Origin of the sequence: Candidatus Aegiribacteria sp., from assembly GCA_021108005.1 — a bacterium.
In the GTDB taxonomy this organism is placed as follows: Bacteria; Fermentibacterota; Fermentibacteria; order Fermentibacterales; family JCC-6; genus Aegiribacteria.
This window is the reverse complement of sequence record JAIORS010000076.1, coordinates 1-15970: the sequence shown is the minus strand read 5'-3', so window position 1 is coordinate 15970 and position 15970 is coordinate 1. Positions and strand designations below refer to the sequence as shown.

Sequence of the window (15970 nt, the reverse complement as noted above, 5' to 3'; positions counted from 1 at the left end):
AGAATGATGCAGGCTGTCATGTATCAAGCAATGATGGGCTGAGATTTCTATCGTCCGCAACCACTACTCTTGCTTTCGGTGGAGCTTCGGCATTATCCAGCCACACGTACTGCAGAATAATCGCCCTGTCACCGGTATGAACCAGTCTTGCAGCCGCGCCGTTAACACAGATTACTCCGCTTCCCTTCCTGCCCTCCATTACGTAAGTCTCAAATCTCGCACCGCTCTCTATGTCAGCCACCATCACTCTTTCGCCTGGAAGGATGCCGGACATATCAAGAAGATCACTGTCAATGGTTATCGAGCCAACATAATTGAGATCGGCCTCCGTTATTACCATTCTGTGTAACTTCGCGCCTAGAAAGCACCTATGCAAAATATATCCTCCTTCAAGAACCCTCAGGGGTTCAGGATCACGTTATCTATCAGTCGTGTATGGGTGAAATATACAGCAATGGCAAGAAGACCGGGGATGGTCAGGTCGCAAAGAACCTCCATCGTGCCCGAATCTACTACTTCCAGATATTGAATTTCAGCCAGAGGAGCCTCACGATAAACGATTTTCCGAACCGCGTTACATATCCGCTCTACGTTCTTCTCACCCTCTGAAACCAGTTCGACAGCCCTCGATAATCCTTTGAATATCGCGGCCGCCTGCTTCCTCTCCTCCGGAATGAGATAAGAATTCCTCGAACTCATCGCCAGGCCATCGGGTTCTCTGAAGATATCCCCGCCAAAGATATCAACTTCCATCCTTAGATCGTTTACCATTTTTTTAATAACCGCCAGCTGCTGAGCGTCCTTCTTCCCGAAGACGGCGATATCGGGACGCACAATTCCGAACAGAACCGCGCAAACAGTTGCGACCCCATCAAAATGCTCCGGCCTGTATTTTCCACAAAGGGTTTCGGTAAGGCCGGAAATGTGAATGAAGGTTGAAAACCCATCAGGATAGATTTCTTCGACCGATGGAAAAAATACACAGTGCGCACCCGCTTCTTCCAGTTTCATCAAGTCTTCATTAAACGTTCTCGGGTAAGATTCGAGATCTTCTCCGGGCCCGAACTGTGAAGGGTTAACGAATATCGATACTATCACTCTGTCAGCTTTTTCAAGAGCAAGCGAGACAAGACTGAGATGACCTTTGTGCAGCGCTCCCATCGTGGGGACAAATCCGATTGTCATCCCCGCTTTTCGCCACTCGCATACAAGCTTCCCCACCTGATTCGCCGTTTTCAGTACCGAAACGCAGTTCATCTTCGCCCGCCAAGTCTTGGAACAAAGCTTTCAACACCGCCCGTATGGTTTCCAATGGCCTCAACCAGACGGTTAAAATCCTCACCTTTATGTCTGAAATCGGCATGATCCGTGTTCACTACAAGCGTCGGGTGCTTTCTAGCCCTGAAGAAATAATCATTGTAAGCATCGGTCAGCTTTTCAAGATAGGAGCGGCTTATGTCACTCTCAAAGGATCTTCCGCGGCTGGAAATTCTTTTAAGAAGGGAATCGCAGGAACCCTGAAGGTATATCACTAGATCAGGTTGAGGAATATCAGCTGCCAGCAATGAACACAATTTTTCGTAAAGTACGAATTCATCATCCTGGAGATTTATGGAAGCGAATATTCTATCCTTCGCGAACATGTAGTCGGCAACGAATTTTTTACTGAAGAGATCAAGCTGGGCCAGTTTCTTCTGCTGTCCGTAACGGCTCAGCATAAAGAACAGCTGGGTCTGAAACGCCCAGGCTTTCCTGTTCCTGTAGAACCGTGAAAGAAATGGATTCTCTTCCACTTCCTCAAGAATTGTCACGGCTTTCCATTGGGATGCCAGCAGGTTGCATACTGTCGTTTTGCCTACTCCTATGGGACCTTCAACAACTACGTATCCAAAATCAGCCGTCAGCTGTGCACCTCCCAGAAGCAGCCTCTGTCAGGCATATCGTAGATACTGAATATCCTGCTTGTATCGGAGCAATTCTTCAAAAGTTCCTCGGGCGTAGCTTTCATCCCGGGAATATTTTTATGCCAGACTTCTGAAAGGGGTTCGAGTACGAATTTCCTTTTATGCAATCCCGGATGGGGTAGAATGAGATCCTTATCGTTTCGGGTGATGTTATCGAAGAAAAGCAGATCAATATCAAGCGTTCTGGAGGCGTTGTTCTTCCTTACCATAGAACCCATCAGGATCTCAGCCCCTCTGCAATCTCTCTGCAGTTCTTCCACAGTTCCATAAAAGTTTCCCGCAAGGACGCAATTTAAAAAGCTGTCACCTTCAACCCCTTCAAGTGGAGGTGTTTCGTAAACACCTGAAAGGCAGAATGATCCCATCTTTGAACGGGAAAGAAGAAAGCGGATGCCTTCAATAATATTCTTTACCCTGTCCTCCAGATTACTGCCCATTCCAAGCGCAAATTCAGCCATTTTCACCTCCCCCAATGGTAAATGAAGCAGATTCAAGCTTCAGGGAAACCGGCGGGAAAGACTTTGTGACGGTTACTTCCCAGAAACCATCTGGAAACTTCTTTCGAAGCAGGTTCAATATATCAGAGGTCAGTTCTTCAATGTAATCGTATTCGCTTTCCTCGAATCCTGCAAGAGCGTCGCATACATCAGAGTAATCAATCGACAGGCTTCCGGCAACCTCACCCGTCCAGACCGCGGTTACGGGAACATCCCTGGAGGATATCTTCTCATGGAGTTCCCTTCCCAGTTTCACCCGGAGGATGATATTTTTCAGATCAAGCCTGCCCTTCATTCGACTCCCTTTTAAGCCAAGCCTTTATTCTATGCCTGAAAAGCTCCTTCTGCTCAAGCCTTCCAATTGCCTGGTGTATGAGTTCTTCAGGTATCGTAAGCGCAAAACGGACATACTCTTCTCCGTACGTTCCGAATCCGCTTCCGGGTGTAACAACGATACCTGTATGGGTTATCAGCTTTCGTGTGAATCGCATGGATTGCGTGCCCCTGGGGAGTTTTACCCAGACGTAAAATGTTCCCGGAGATTCACAGACATCCCAGTCAAGCTTCTTCAGCCCTGCCACCAAAACTTCCCTGCGTCTGCTGTAGATACCGAAGTAACCGGAGGTGTTGGAGTAAAGAGCTTTCTCAGCAGCCTTCTGAACCGCTGTGAATACACCCGAGTCAATGTTCTCCTTGGCACTCATGAAAGTCTTCACAAGATTCCTGCCGCCCGCCACGAACCCGACTCTCCATCCCGTCATGTTGAACGTTTTGGATAAACTGTGAAATTCAAGGCAGACATCTTCGGAGCCCGGAATCTGAAGGAACGATACCGGTGGCTTCCCGTCAAATCTTATATGGCTGTAGGAATTGTCACTAACAATAAGTACATCTTCACGCCTTGCCCATTCAACTATTTCCTTCATTTGATCAAGGGTAAGAACCGCTCCGGTGGGATTATTGGGATAGTTGAGGAAAATCAATCTGGTGCTGTCGATTACTTCGCTGGCAAAAGATGTAAGGTCAGGAACGAATCCATTCTCCCTGAGAAGCGGCAGGTCAACTGGAATCGCGTCCGCCAGTATTGCCGATGCCCTGTATACAGGATATCCCGGATTTGGTATCAGAACAACATCACCTGGATTGCAGAAGAAAATGGGAACATGAGCGATGCCCTCCTTGGTTCCGATGACGGCTCCCACATCCAGCCTTTCATCGATAGTTACTCCGAACTGTTCCCTCATCCAGTTTTTCACCGCATCCAGAAAGAAATCGCTTCCGGCTCCCTTTGGATACCTGTGGTAGATCGGTTCCGCAACAGCTTCCCGCGCTTCACGGACTATGTGGGAGGGTGTCGGCATATCCGGATCCCCGATACCAAAATCGATAAGCTCCATACCCTTCCTCAAAGCCGCTTCTTTCTGCCTGTCTATCTCCGCGAACAGGTACGGTGGAAGCATACTCAACCGCTCGGATGCGGAAATGACAACCCGCTTCCCCTTTTTCTTTTCTTTCAAATCAACCTCTTCCAGAATCCTGTAGTGTCCGAAGCAAATATCATATCTTTACAGGCTAATATATTAACTTGCTTTCCTCATCGTAAGACCTTGATTATCGTTCTCTTAAGGAAAAGAAATAGAAAATCACTGATTTGTGATTATAATTCTTTGTAGACTCTCCATACTGTTCATTTATATTCCGGAGGTAATCATGATAACCGCAAAGCTCATTATGCTCATGCTTTTTTCGCTGCAGCCCCCTGTAGCGGATATCATTCCCCATGAAATCACGACCCACGGCCATACCCGAATTGATAACTACTACTGGCTGAGGGATATCGAAAATCCTGCAGTCAGTGAATACCTTGAAGCGGAGAATGCCTATTCCGATTTCATGATGAGTGGATGTACACTGTTGATTGACACGCTGATTATGGAAATGCGGGAGAGAATAACGGAGGAAGACGCTTCGGTTCCCTACTTCAGCAACGGTTACTGGTACTGGTACGAATACCGCGAGGGTGATGAGTACAGTGTGAATATGAGAAGAAAACATCCCGACGGTGAAGCTGAAATACTGCTGGACGAAAATGTCCATGCGGCAGGAAGGGAATACTTCCAGGTCGAAGCTATGAGCGTAAGTCCGGACAATTCAATGCTCGCCTGGGCATTCGATACCACCGGCGGACACTGGAATACACTTATTTTTCAGGATATAGGGACAGGTCAGATTCTGGATAACATCCATAATGCTTCCGGTGACATCGCATGGGCAACTGATTCAAAAATGGTCTTTTACGGTCTGAATGACCCAAGGGGAAGAACAGACAGGATAATGCGAAGAACAATCGGATGCGATGATGAGATATGCGTGTACAGAGAGGACGATCCCACATTCTGGCCCGGAGTATGGAATTCTTATGACAGAAACTGGCTGGGTATATCAACTTCAAGTAAACTTGAATCCGAATGCTGGATACTTTCAGCGGCAACCCCCATGGATTCTTTCCGGTTGATACACCCCAGAACGGAGGAGTTTGAATACTACGTTGAACCCATCGGAAACACGTTTTATTTCCTCACCAACGCTGAAGGTGAAAACTATTCGGTTATGCAGGCTTCATCGGAATCGTTTTCAATGCCCGAATGGGAGACAATTGTACCTTACTCCGATAGCGTTCTGATAGAAGGAATTGACATTTTCGATGATATTCTAGCCGTTTCGGTAAGAACAGATGGTCTTAAGAAACTATACATCGTTGACAGAGAATCAGGTGAAGGACACTACGCTAATCTGGGAGATGAAGCTTCCATTATCTATACATCCAATAACTACGATTGCTCGGCCGACTCCGTAAGGCTCGCCTACTCATCCATGACAACTCCCTGGTCAACCATAGCCTACGATGTAGGCGCCGACACAATGCGTGTACTGAAGATGGAAGATGTTGGAGAACATTTCGACAGGTCATTGTATGAATCTCACAGGATAATGGCCCCTGCGGAAGACGGTACACTGATTCCCATCAGCCTTGTATACAGGACCGACCTCTTCCACGAAGGAGAGAATCCTCTCCTGATATACGGCTACGGAGCATACGGTTCCAGTTTGGACCCCATGTTCAGTTTTACAAGGCTCTCTCTACTTGACAGAGGTTTCGTTTACGCAATTGCCCACGTAAGAGGTGGAAGTGAAATGGGACGCTGGTGGTACAACCAGGGAAGGGTTCTGAACAAGATGAACACCTTCACCGATTTCATAGACTGCGCGGAATACCTAATCGAAGAGGGATATTGCGATACTGAAAAAGTATTCGCCATGGGTGAAAGCGCCGGCGGCCTTCTTATGGGAGCAATAATCAACCTCAGACCGGACCTATGGCGGGGTGTAGTAGCGGGAGTTCCCTTCGTTGACGCTCTGACCACAATGCTTGATCCGACTATTCCCCTCACAACTAACGAATACGACGAATGGGGGAATCCCGGGGAGAGTGAGGAGGCTTACTGGTATATACTCTCATACTCGCCCGTTGATAACCTTGATGCTGTTGATTACCCGGCCATCTACGTCTATACAGGCGTGAACGATGCTCAGGTTGGTTACTGGGAACCGACGAAATGGATAGCCGGTATCAGAAACCTGAATACCGGTTTCGATCCAGTCCTTCTCAGTGTGAAAATGGGAACCGGTCACGGCGGCGCCTCGGGACGATTCAGCTGGCTCCGTGATTATGCGGAAGAATACGCTTTCATTCTCGGGTTGCTGAGAGAGGAATAGCGGGAATCCAGAACATAAGTGAAGATTTCTGATAATGCACATTTGTATTGAAATGTATGGTATGTTTTGGTAATAATGCTTAAATGCAGGACATGACACTCTTTGTAAGGGAGCGCGCCAATGCGCGCTCCCTTATATCAAAAACCTAGAACGAAGTTTTAATCTGTCCCCATGTGGAACGGGAGAGTGCTGTAACGTCGATGCTCATCTCAACCACATAGTAGTGTGAGTCTTTATAGTAGGACCAGTAGAACGAATCGCGGATACTGTTGTAGCAGATTCCGTAAGAGCCGTCTACGGAGGAGACAGGCAGGACGGCGTATCCTAGAAAGCTTATTCCCGACCCGTTGTACTCCTGGAAACGCACCCATCCGGAGTTGTAGATGGTGTATGCAAGAACTGTGTTGCCGGAGAAGTTTGTAAAGTCGGTGAGCCCGCTCAAAAGTCGTGTTCCGCCTAATCCAGCACTAGCGTCGTACCATACGATACTTCCGGGGTTCTCATTCTGCATGCGGCCAAGGTACTGGTCGTAGGAGCCCGAGGCTCCCGTAGTCCTTGTCAGCCACAGGTAGTCATCCGAGGTTCTGGTGATGCCCCTGCTATCGTCTCCTGCTGGGTTGGAATAGGAACTCCATGTGGTCCATAGGCCTCTGAAAAGGTTCGAACTACTAAAGTCGGTGTTTGTCATGTTCGGCGGTGTCACGGTAGTACCCCACGGGCTTGAATTGCTCGAATGCAAATCTGAAGCGTAGAGCATGGTGTTCAGGTCGGTGTGACTCGCGAAGTAGAGCGCGTCTGTTGTGCCTCCGTCTATGAAGCCAATGCTATAGTTTCCACCGATAGACATGAATTCCAATCCAAATGCACGGTTGGCAAAAGTCCCGTCTATCTGCCAGGTATTCAGGAGAGTTGCGGTGTAAAGCGGAGGATCTGTCGGTTCGTCCCAGACCGCTCCACAATCAGGATTGCCGTCATACCCGAACGGACTTGCGAAATCGAAACTTCCTGAAGAGCCTTCCGTTGTCAATTCCAGGTTGGTGTTATCAGGTGCCTGGATATAGATGTCATCAAACGAGAATGCAACCAACGATATGATTACACATAAAACAAACGCTGTCTTCATTTCGAACTCCTTTACCATTCAATTCCTGGCAAATGGATGCCCCATGCATCCACTCATGAATTTGAATAATTAATAATAATAAAGATTGATTGTTCCGGCAATCCTTGTTATCAAGACCTCATATGCACATGGATGGTTCAGTCCTTGACATAGGTCTTCAGCCATTCCTGGGTTTCCCAGAGTACATGAAGAATGGATTCCCGTGCCCTGTAGCTGTGGCTTTCAAGCGGCAGCATGACAAGCCTGGCAACTCCCCCCAGTCCTTTCAGAGCCGCGAAGAACCGTTCGCTCTGCATCGGAAATGTTCCTGAATTACTGTCCGCGTCTCCGTGAATGAGGAGTATCGGTTCGTTGATCAAATCCGCGTTCATGAAGGGTGACATTTCGATGTATGTTTCCTTGGCTTCCCATAGTGATCTGTCCTCAGACTGGAAACCGAAGGGTGTCAGGGTTCTGTTGTACGCCCCGGTCCTTGCCAGTCCCGCCGCGAAAAGATCCGAATGGGCAAGGAGATTCGCAGTCATGAAGGCTCCATACGAATGCCCTCCGACAGCTATTCTGTCAGGATCAGCCACTCCCATTCCAACTACCTCGTCAACTGCTGCCTGAGCGCTCATGACAAGCTGCTCTATAAACGTATCGTTGGGCTGCTCGTCTCCTTCACCGACGATGGGCATGGCCGTATCGTCGAGCACCGCGTAGCCCTGTGTAAGCCATATTAAAGGTGACCACCAGCCGATATAATCGAACTTGCAGGGTGAACCTGAAATTTGACCTGCTGCTGAAGCCGAACCGTAGTTCTGTGGATAAGCCCACATCACCATGGGAAGAGGGCCGTCTGTAGCATCGTAACCCGGAGGCAGATAGAGTGTCGCTGAAAGATCAAGACCATCCTCACGTTTGTAAGTAATGAGTTCTTTATGCAAACCATCGAGAACCGTCACCGGATTGGAGTAAAACGTTACCTGTACTTCGGAATCATCCTCCATATCCCTGACGAAGTAATTGGGGTATTGATCAACTGCCTCCCGCCTGAAAAGGAATTCGGTGCATTCATCGTTTATGAATCTGGATGGACGTTCAAAGTACGGAGGTTGCGAATGAAAAAGCCTTTCGGTCTCCAGTGTATTCAGATCCAGCCTGTCAAGAAAAGGCCTGTCTCCCTCCGGTGAAGCACCATCACCCGCAAGATATATGTAACCACCATCGGGGGATATAGCAAGTACGCTTTTTCCCCTGCTGTTGAGGTGTGTTATCGGGATTCCAGGATCACTGTACCTGTCCTCCCATGAACGGTCAACAAGCAGCTCAGCATTGGAATTCGGCCGTCCCGGTCTTACTCTCCAGGACTTCTGGTTCCTTGTGGGCCACCACCATTCTGAAACGATGGCAAGTGAATCGTTCCCCCACTCAATACCACCGAATCTGCTCCGGAGGCTTTGAAGCTCTTCCGGTTCCGAATCAAAGGGAGCGTCAAGCATGAAAACCCTGTCCCTGAGTTCAGCTTCAGCCCCGGCATCTCCCCCATCAAGCGCTTCTACCCAGGTGAGCGTGGCATCGGTATCGCTCCTCCAGTTTACGTTTCTTGGTCCTTCGAATGTACTTCCTGTGGCTATTGGAATCGCATCCCTTACGGGAAAATCGGCAACTTCGTAAACGGTGTTTCCCTCAAGATCCCAGATTTCAATGAGTTCAGGGAATCGTCCGGCGGTAACCATATAGGAGAAAGGTCTCATTAGCTGTGAAACCATAATGTACTCAGCATCAGGCGATGGGGAATAGTACCAGATAATACCCGGGTTTCCGACTTCATCGATGCTGCCATCCATCCGGACAACTGACAATTGCGAAGTAAGGTAGTATTCGAAGAGATCCTCATCGTAAGGGTTTTCCAGAATGTCCTGATAGGTTCTTGCCGGCGATTCTTCCCCGGTTGTCTCCTGAATGACAGGACCCGAAGGAACAGGACTCTCAGAAGGGGATTCTCCATGATCTTCGGGAATGATGCAGCAGAGTATACCGGAACCGTCCGAAAGCCATTCCGGCCATTCGCTGGCGGTGAGACTGACCACCGGCCCGGTGAGTCTCTCCGCTTCAGCCGACTCGGCATCGATTATCCACAGCTCAACCCCAGCCGGGGTTTCGTTGGTGAAAGCAATTCTTGAGCCATCAGGCGACCAGCTTGTGCTGAGTATCTGCGGGTTTTCCGGCAGGCCGTGTATTTCTACTGTCTCAAGCCCAGGATATCTCAACAAGGACAGATCAACGAACTTTCTACTACGGGTCGGAGCATATGTTTGTGGGCTGAACCGCATACCCGCGAGTTTCAGTTCGTCCTGCGCGAGTTCTGCAATTGAGGGATATGCCTGAGGAAATCGAAGAAGCCAGTTATGGAAATCGGGAGAAACGCTGGTCCGTGGAGCCCACTGAACATCAACTATGTCGATGAGCACCTGGTCAGGTTCCATATAGCCGGACGATGCGAATTCATCCGCGCCGAACAGGGCGATAATCGCTGCAACTGATAAAAGCATGAGATACCCTTTCTGAATAGCTGTAAAGCCATGAATACAGTGATTTTCAGAATAATATACAACGATTTCCAAAATCCTCAGAATAATTACTTGCGAACGGGATGGTGACAATACTTGCAGGACTGCTTATAGTAAACGTATGATTACCGGATACGATCCTTCCACAAAAACGTTCAAAACGGGCATCGGGAACCTTATCGATTATGGAAGGCTTCCCGATACTCTTATTCCTTCGGAAAATCCCCTTAGTATTCATGAAAGACAGAGGGTTCACACCGCGTTCCAGAGGGAGCAGGTAAAGAAAGGCTGGCAAAAGGAAATATCAGTCAGCCTTGAGCTCAACTTCGGTGGTATCCGGTTCGTTATCAGGGGGCGGATGGATCTCCTTCTGGAATCGGACGGCTCAACGGAAATTGTGGAAGTTAAAACAATCCGAGGCAAACCTGAATTCACAGATCCTGTGCATAGCAGAACCAACAACGCCCTCCAGCTGTATTTCTACGCTAAAGCCTTCTCAATTGAGAAGGATTTTCCGATTGAAGAGATCAGGCTCAGCCTTGCGTATTTATCCATGGACAGAAAAAGTCGAGCTGTATATCCCTTCCCGGTAAGTTTCAAGGATGGCAGGCTTGACGAACTCTGGCACAATCTGCTCACAGATGTTTCAGAACACATTACAAATGAAGACATCCGTAAAAACACGCAGATTGCAGCCCTGGGAAATTTCAAATTCCCCTATAATTCACTGAGACCCGGTCAGGAGGAAGTGTTAAACGAAGTTGGAAGCTGCATTGATAACAAGGGTTATCTCATGCTGCAGGCACCAACAGGAACCGGAAAGACAGCAGCTGTAATAACCGGGGCAATAAGAAAAACCATACCGGAAAGAGCTGCGCTCTTTTTCCTTACAGCCAAGAATACACATAAGCAGATAGTCGAAGATACACTCAGACTCATAATCGATAAAGGAGTACCACTGCGTGGGATATTCATCACGGCAAAGTCCGGAATCTGCCACAGGGGCAGGTCACGCTGCTTTGCTGACGACTGCCCTTACGCCGCGGATTTTAGAAAAAAAATCCACAGTTCAGGAATTATTAAGAACCTGCTTGACCTTCAGATCATCAACCCTGATGTACTTAAGGATAAAGCCCGCCGTGCTGAAGTATGTGCCTTCGAACTGGGGCTTTACCTTTCCACGCAATGCGATATTGTTGTCTGCGATTACAACTATGTATTCGATCCACACGTATTCCTGAAACGATTCTTCCTTGAAAGAAACACTTCGGAAATGTGCTGCCTTCTTATAGACGAGGCCGCGAACCTTCCATCAAGAGCAAGAGATTACTATTCCCCGCAAATAAAACTTTCCTGGATAACGGAGCTTCTTGAGGATTCCAGATGCCCCCCTGCCATAAAAAAACTGCTTGATCCATGGATTGATGGATTCGGGGAATGGATTGCTCTTCTGGAAAACTCAGACGATAACGAAATTGAGATTCCTCCCGATACGAACACTCCCTTGAATAAAGATAAGTTATTCACCCATATGTATGAATTACGGGATCCTCCCGAAACACTGCGGGAACTGTTTAAAGCGGTCATTGATTTCTCAAAATTGTCAGGGGTTTCAGACAACAGGTATCACCTTCTTTTCCGACTCGAGAAAGGCGATTACATAATTCAGTGGTTCTGTACCGATCCTTCGGGATTCCTGTGGGACAGGCTTGAAAGCTGCCTTAGCGCAATAGCTTTTTCCGCCACACTGACCCCCTTCGAGCATTTCAGATATCTACTGGGATTTCCCGGCGGAGGCGAAACTGTTTCAAAGAGCATCGCGTGGCCGTTTCCCAGGGAGAATCTGGGAGTATGGATAATCCCTGAAATAGATACAAGGTACAAAGACAGAAGAGAATCATCATCTCTTCTAAGGGACAGAATTAGTGAAATTTACCTTGCAATACCCGGCACCTGGCTGGTGTTCTTCCCTTCCTATATCTACCTTGAACAGATCTCCGGCCTTTTTGAGAACAGCGATATTCCGCTTCTCATCCAGACACCCGGCATGAGCCGCGAAGAAAGAGGAACATTCATCGACCGTATAGAGTCTGAAAACCAGCTTGTTATGACCGTTTCGGGTGGTGTTTTCTCAGAGGGAATCGATCTTCATTCGGAGAACATTCTCGGAGCAATCGTTATAGGACCATCGCTTCCCGGTATGAACCTCCGTATGAAATTACTATCTGAAAGTTACTCCAACCTTGGCAGAGATGCCTTTATTCACACCTGGGCAATACCTGGCATGGTCCGTGTAATCCAGGCAGCTGGAAGGCTCATTAGAAACGGAAGAGAGCGTAAAGCCCTTATTCTTATCGGAAGAAGGTTCACGAAATACCCTTATTTGGGTCTGTTGCCCGAACACTGGTTCGTAAACGGATCGATACAGCTTATCTCAGGCGGGATCAGCAGAATTAAGGAATTTTTTAATGAAAGGGCGACGCGCAAGCGCCGCCCTGGTTTATCTTCGCTGTAATGAAATTACTGAGTTACCTCTTCAGCAGGTGCTTCTTCAGCAGGTGCATCTTCAACAGGTGCATCTTCAACAGGTGCATCTTCAACAGGTGCGTCTTCAACTACTTCTTCTAAAGCTTCCTCAGCTTCTTCCATAACCTCCGCAGCTTCTTCCATGGCCTCTTCGGCTTCTTCCATGGCTTCTTCTGCAGCCTCTTCGGCAGCTTCTATTGCTTCTTCGGCAGCTTCCGGGACATCTGGTGTCTCTTCAGCCTGTTCTCCGCAGCCGGCGGCAAGTACAAGAATGAAAGCGGTAAGTATTCCGGTTATCAAATACTTCATTTTAGCTCCTTTCGGGATTTTTAACTAGCACAATATCGAATCTGACGGAGAAAGTATCTCCCTAATGCAAGCGCAATAAATAAGGCAACTTTTTATGCATGTCAAGAACAGACATCCTTTTAGAACAACTCTAAGTGCAACTGTATTGAATTTCCACAGGAAATCAGGTTCAACTGAACAGGGACATGACCTTTAATGTGTTTTTGAAGTGAACCTTGACAACTTCATCAAGAATATCCGCTCCGAACTCATTAACGAATTTCCTTGCTATCGTATCGGTCTGATGTCCGGATCCGGAAATCGCTTTGATCCCGAATTTTCCGGAGATCTTATCCAGGCCATTCAGGTATGCATCCCTGGCAAGTATGGAAGCCGCCGCTACTGCAGGATCCGACTCCCCCCTGATCCGGAGGTCAAGCCTGTAGTCTCCTTCAGGAAGAAGATGCGAAATGCGCTTTTCATCACAAAACTTGTCTACGATAACGCATTGAGGCATTGGATTCATTTTTAGAAGTTCCCTGATAGCCTCTGCATGACATTCGGCCAGCAGATCAAGGCTGTTTTTTCCTATTTTCGAAAGCTTATTGAACCTGGTGTTGTAATCCAAAGGAGAAACGGATACAATTGAGAAAAAACCATCCGAAGTATCTTTTATCGTTCTTGCATATTTACTAACTGTATCATTACTCAGCACCTTGGAATCGGTAATGCCTATATTCCGATACGTTTCAGCACGCTGGCGATTTACATAGACTGCAGCCACTGTCAGCGGTCCAATGTAATCACCTTTCCCCGCTTCGTCAGAACCGGTCCAGGTACCGCCAGGCATTTCCGTATCATCCGATATCAGAATTCCTTTTATTTCTTGAGAGAACCGATTGTCTCCGCCACCAGGAACCACTGAAAATCCCTTTTTCTTCGAGTAATAAAAATTTATTCCACAAATTCTGCTGTTATCACTGAAGGTTATCCGAATACCGTTGGACAGTACTCTTCTGTTCGCAGCGGTAATCCCTGATTTCTCAAGTCTTCCAACTGCTTCATCAATCCTGCGGTCGAGTTCTCCTCCGGGAATCACTGGGCTTCAACTAAATATGTCTCGAAACCCGGGTTTTCAACTTCAATCGGAGTCCCGACTGAGTAATCCTTAAGAACACATACTATTTCACCAATTACAATAGCGCTGCGCATAAGAACAGGCATATGTCGTTCATCGTCTGTAAGCCAGACCCATATCTCCCCCTGCTGATCGAAAAGACCCTGAGACTGCAGGGTGGGCTGAACCATGATGCAGTCGAATTCTCCTGCAGGTACCCTTATGTGATCCCTTTCGTGAACGGTTATCTCGAGGGGGTAATTCTCGTTATCTATGTGACTGTCTATGTAGTAAGTATCCCCAACCTCAAGCGGAAGTGTTCTGGCGAAATATAGGCAGCTCAGGACGTCCAGAGCGTGCGGGGGGATCTCCATCTCCATAAGTGAAGAATCGGTCTCTTCAGGATAGTAGACCATCCCGGCATCCTGATCGAAAAAAACTTCCTCCTGATATTTAAAATCGCCCTCACTCAGGTTCTTCGAAAAATAGAGGGTATGGAACTGGACTATGTCAAGTAGAGCTTCATTGACATCGATAACTTCGAAGAAGGTACTGAATGCGGGGTTGGACCTGGCAGTTGCTGATATTCTGTATGCCATAAGCCCCTCGTATTGCTCCGGCCCGGTTACAGCCAGAACTGCTGTTCCCGCTTTGATAATACCGTATTCAACGCTGAACTCCAGCCTCTCTCCCGGGCCGAAAGCGCTGTTTTCAACGTATCTCGGCAGATATTCCACAAAGGAGGCTTCGGTTTCCAGGGAATCCGCACATAATAAACTCATCACAATAAGAAATGCTGTCATATCAACCTGCTTTCTACTTTACTGATGATACCTGCGAGAAGAGATCTTGTTCCCTCTTATCAATTCCGTAAGGGCAAGATTCCATGTCTCGGCAATTACGGGATAACTGAGACTGTCTATGCAGTTCCTCCTGGCTTTCCTGCCCATTCTCATGGCAAGAGAAGGATTCCTTATCAGATATTCCGCCTGGGAAGCAAGCTGTCTGGAATTCCCAGGAGAATGAAAAAAACCTGTTCTGCCATCCTTCACAAGGTCCAGAAGCCCATTTGTGGCTGCCGCCAGCAGGGGCAGTCCTGAACTCATCATTTCCATTCCCGCTCTTGAGACAACTTCACTTCCAAGGCTCGTAACAACGCCAATTGTTCCCCTTGCGATGATATCCCTTACATTCTCAACTTTTCCGGATAAAGTGATCCTGTTCTCCACTCCTAAAGTTTTCGCGAATGTCTGAAGTTCTTCTATTGACTGCTGGCTTGGAGCCCCGGCTATTACGGCCTTAACATTTCCCGGAAGCAGCTTCAGAGCCTTTATCAGTGTCCTGTGTCCCTTTATGGGGCTGAGCCTGCCGATTGAAACAAGAAGAGGTTCAGATATCTCCCTGCCCTCACTGAAGGAGTACAAATCAGTATCCACAGGGTGGGGTATTACCGAAACGGGTCCCTCCCTTTCTCCGATATAGCCCTTTTCTATCATGAAGGAGGAAGGAAATACGACAAGATCTGTCTTTCTGTCCACCATCTTCCAGGTTTTTCCTGAACGCGGTTTCCTGATATCGCATCTTATCCTGACCATTGGAACGTTACCGGCAACCATCGCGGAAGCCGTCTGACCGTCAGCCCGGGTTGTACAGATCACATCCGGCGCGAAACCCCTGATCAGTTTCTTAAAGGGCAAAAGACCGGTAACGAAGGCCGATTTCTGAAGGTTCAGATCTGTACATTCAAGGCCCTGCCTGGCTGCAGCCCTCGCAACGGGGCCGTCAGGAGCAGCCTGAACGGCAACTGTATGTCCCGTTTCAGCCATCATCCCGGCAAGGGCGATTCCGCCTGCAGCCGAAGCGTCAACACCTATGCAGTTGATGGTAACAAGAATTCTCAATCGAACTCCAATGGTTTTCTCTTAAGTGTTTCTCATTTATAGTTCTGTAATCATAGCTGCAATATACCAAAGGAAAGGGCACACATGAACAGCTTCTCCCCGTCAGAAAGAATGAGCGCAATAAAAATGCCTCCCATAGCGGAAATCATGGCCAGGGTTTCTGAGCTTAAGTCGTCAGGAAGAAGAATTTACAACATGGCTCAGGCGGTTGGATCAATACTGAGA

The 15970-nt window shown here is 47.9% G+C and carries 14 protein-coding genes; 2 read left to right on the top strand and 12 right to left on the bottom strand.

Annotation, left to right across the window (positions count from 1 at the left end):
• Positions 1 to 16 precede the first annotated feature (16 nt).
• The 6 genes from K8S15_04590 to K8S15_04565 are packed head-to-tail and all read right to left on the bottom strand — an operon-like array spanning position 17 to position 3978.
• The gene (locus K8S15_04590; GenBank protein ID MCD4775313.1) at positions 17 to 376 is read right to left on the bottom strand and encodes an aspartate 1-decarboxylase; all 360 of its coding nucleotides are present in this window, start codon (positions 374 to 376) and stop codon (positions 17 to 19) included.
• Positions 377 to 399: 23 nt separating this feature from the next.
• Positions 400 to 1257: a pantoate--beta-alanine ligase gene (gene panC, locus K8S15_04585; protein MCD4775312.1), complete on the bottom strand. Its 858-nt coding sequence runs from the start codon at positions 1255 to 1257 to the stop codon at positions 400 to 402.
• Entirely contained in the window at positions 1254 to 1904 is a 651-nt protein-coding gene (locus tag K8S15_04580) for a deoxynucleoside kinase (protein MCD4775311.1), read from the bottom strand. The genes panC and K8S15_04580 overlap by 4 nt, the downstream gene beginning before the upstream one ends.
• The gene (gene folK / locus K8S15_04575) at positions 1901 to 2422 is read right to left on the bottom strand and encodes a 2-amino-4-hydroxy-6-hydroxymethyldihydropteridine diphosphokinase (protein ID MCD4775310.1); all 522 of its coding nucleotides are present in this window, start codon (positions 2420 to 2422) and stop codon (positions 1901 to 1903) included. The genes K8S15_04580 and folK overlap by 4 nt, the downstream gene beginning before the upstream one ends.
• A complete protein-coding gene (locus K8S15_04570) occupies positions 2415 to 2756 on the bottom strand; it encodes a hypothetical protein (protein ID MCD4775309.1) in 342 nt (113 codons plus the stop codon). The genes folK and K8S15_04570 overlap by 8 nt, the downstream gene beginning before the upstream one ends.
• Complete coding sequence (locus K8S15_04565; protein ID MCD4775308.1) at positions 2740 to 3978, bottom strand: aminotransferase class I/II-fold pyridoxal phosphate-dependent enzyme; 1239 nt, start codon at positions 3976 to 3978, stop codon at positions 2740 to 2742. Before K8S15_04565 ends, K8S15_04570 begins: the two co-directional genes overlap by 17 nt.
• Positions 3979 to 4171: 193 nt before the next feature.
• Between K8S15_04565 and K8S15_04560 the strand changes: the two genes are divergently transcribed.
• Positions 4172 to 6238: a S9 family peptidase gene (locus K8S15_04560; GenBank protein ID MCD4775307.1), complete on the top strand. Its 2067-nt coding sequence runs from the start codon at positions 4172 to 4174 to the stop codon at positions 6236 to 6238.
• Between the two features lie 145 nt (positions 6239 to 6383).
• Here K8S15_04560 and K8S15_04555 read toward each other — a convergent pair whose 3' ends face one another.
• Both K8S15_04555 and K8S15_04550 read right to left on the bottom strand, forming a co-directional pair.
• Positions 6384 to 7361, bottom strand: coding sequence for a hypothetical protein (locus K8S15_04555; protein MCD4775306.1), 978 nt, complete (start codon positions 7359 to 7361; stop codon positions 6384 to 6386).
• Between the two features lie 137 nt (positions 7362 to 7498).
• Positions 7499 to 9895 (bottom strand): prolyl oligopeptidase family serine peptidase, encoded by a 2397-nt coding sequence (locus tag K8S15_04550; GenBank protein MCD4775305.1) that lies wholly within the window; start codon positions 9893 to 9895, stop codon positions 7499 to 7501.
• 139 nt (positions 9896 to 10034) lie between these two features.
• On the opposite strand from K8S15_04550, the gene K8S15_04545 reads away from it, so the two are divergent.
• Positions 10035 to 12428, top strand: a complete 2394-nt coding sequence (locus tag K8S15_04545; protein MCD4775304.1) for a PD-(D/E)XK nuclease family protein — start codon at positions 10035 to 10037, stop codon at positions 12426 to 12428.
• A gap of 5 nt (positions 12429 to 12433) precedes the next feature.
• Here the strand turns inward: K8S15_04545 and K8S15_04540 are convergent, their stop codons facing one another.
• The 4 genes from K8S15_04540 to K8S15_04525 all read right to left on the bottom strand — a co-directional run bounded on the left by K8S15_04540 (position 12434) and on the right by K8S15_04525 (position 15745).
• Positions 12434 to 12748 carry a hypothetical protein gene (locus K8S15_04540; GenBank protein MCD4775303.1) on the bottom strand — a complete coding sequence of 105 codons (315 nt, stop codon included), beginning with the start codon at positions 12746 to 12748 and terminating at the stop codon, positions 12434 to 12436.
• A gap of 169 nt (positions 12749 to 12917) precedes the next feature.
• Positions 12918 to 13826, bottom strand: a complete 909-nt coding sequence (locus K8S15_04535) for a ribonuclease HIII (GenBank protein ID MCD4775302.1) — start codon at positions 13824 to 13826, stop codon at positions 12918 to 12920.
• Positions 13823 to 14647 carry a DUF3108 domain-containing protein gene (locus tag K8S15_04530; GenBank protein MCD4775301.1) on the bottom strand — a complete coding sequence of 275 codons (825 nt, stop codon included), beginning with the start codon at positions 14645 to 14647 and terminating at the stop codon, positions 13823 to 13825. Before K8S15_04530 ends, K8S15_04535 begins: the two co-directional genes overlap by 4 nt.
• Positions 14648 to 14665: 18 nt before the next feature.
• A complete protein-coding gene (locus K8S15_04525) occupies positions 14666 to 15745 on the bottom strand; it encodes a glycosyltransferase family 4 protein (GenBank protein ID MCD4775300.1) in 1080 nt (359 codons plus the stop codon).
• Positions 15746 to 15970: the final 225 nt, after the last annotated feature.

Excerpts from the sequence above, each read along its gene's own strand:
- K8S15_04545 (MCD4775304.1), top strand. The coding sequence starts at position 10,035 with ATGATTACCGGATACGATCCTTCCACAAAAACGTTCAAAACGGGCATC.
- K8S15_04530 (MCD4775301.1), bottom strand. The coding sequence starts at position 14,647 with ATGACAGCATTTCTTATTGTGATGAGTTTATTATGTGCGGATTCCCTG.
- panC (MCD4775312.1), bottom strand. The coding sequence starts at position 1,257 with ATGAACTGCGTTTCGGTACTGAAAACGGCGAATCAGGTGGGGAAGCTT.
- K8S15_04540 (MCD4775303.1), bottom strand. The coding sequence starts at position 12,748 with ATGAAGTATTTGATAACCGGAATACTTACCGCTTTCATTCTTGTACTT.
- K8S15_04555 (MCD4775306.1), bottom strand. The coding sequence starts at position 7,361 with ATGAAGACAGCGTTTGTTTTATGTGTAATCATATCGTTGGTTGCATTC.
- K8S15_04550 (MCD4775305.1), bottom strand. The coding sequence starts at position 9,895 with ATGCTTTTATCAGTTGCAGCGATTATCGCCCTGTTCGGCGCGGATGAA.
- K8S15_04570 (MCD4775309.1), bottom strand. The coding sequence starts at position 2,756 with ATGAAGGGCAGGCTTGATCTGAAAAATATCATCCTCCGGGTGAAACTG.
- K8S15_04560 (MCD4775307.1), top strand. The coding sequence starts at position 4,172 with ATGATAACCGCAAAGCTCATTATGCTCATGCTTTTTTCGCTGCAGCCC.
- folK (MCD4775310.1), bottom strand. The coding sequence starts at position 2,422 with ATGGCTGAATTTGCGCTTGGAATGGGCAGTAATCTGGAGGACAGGGTA.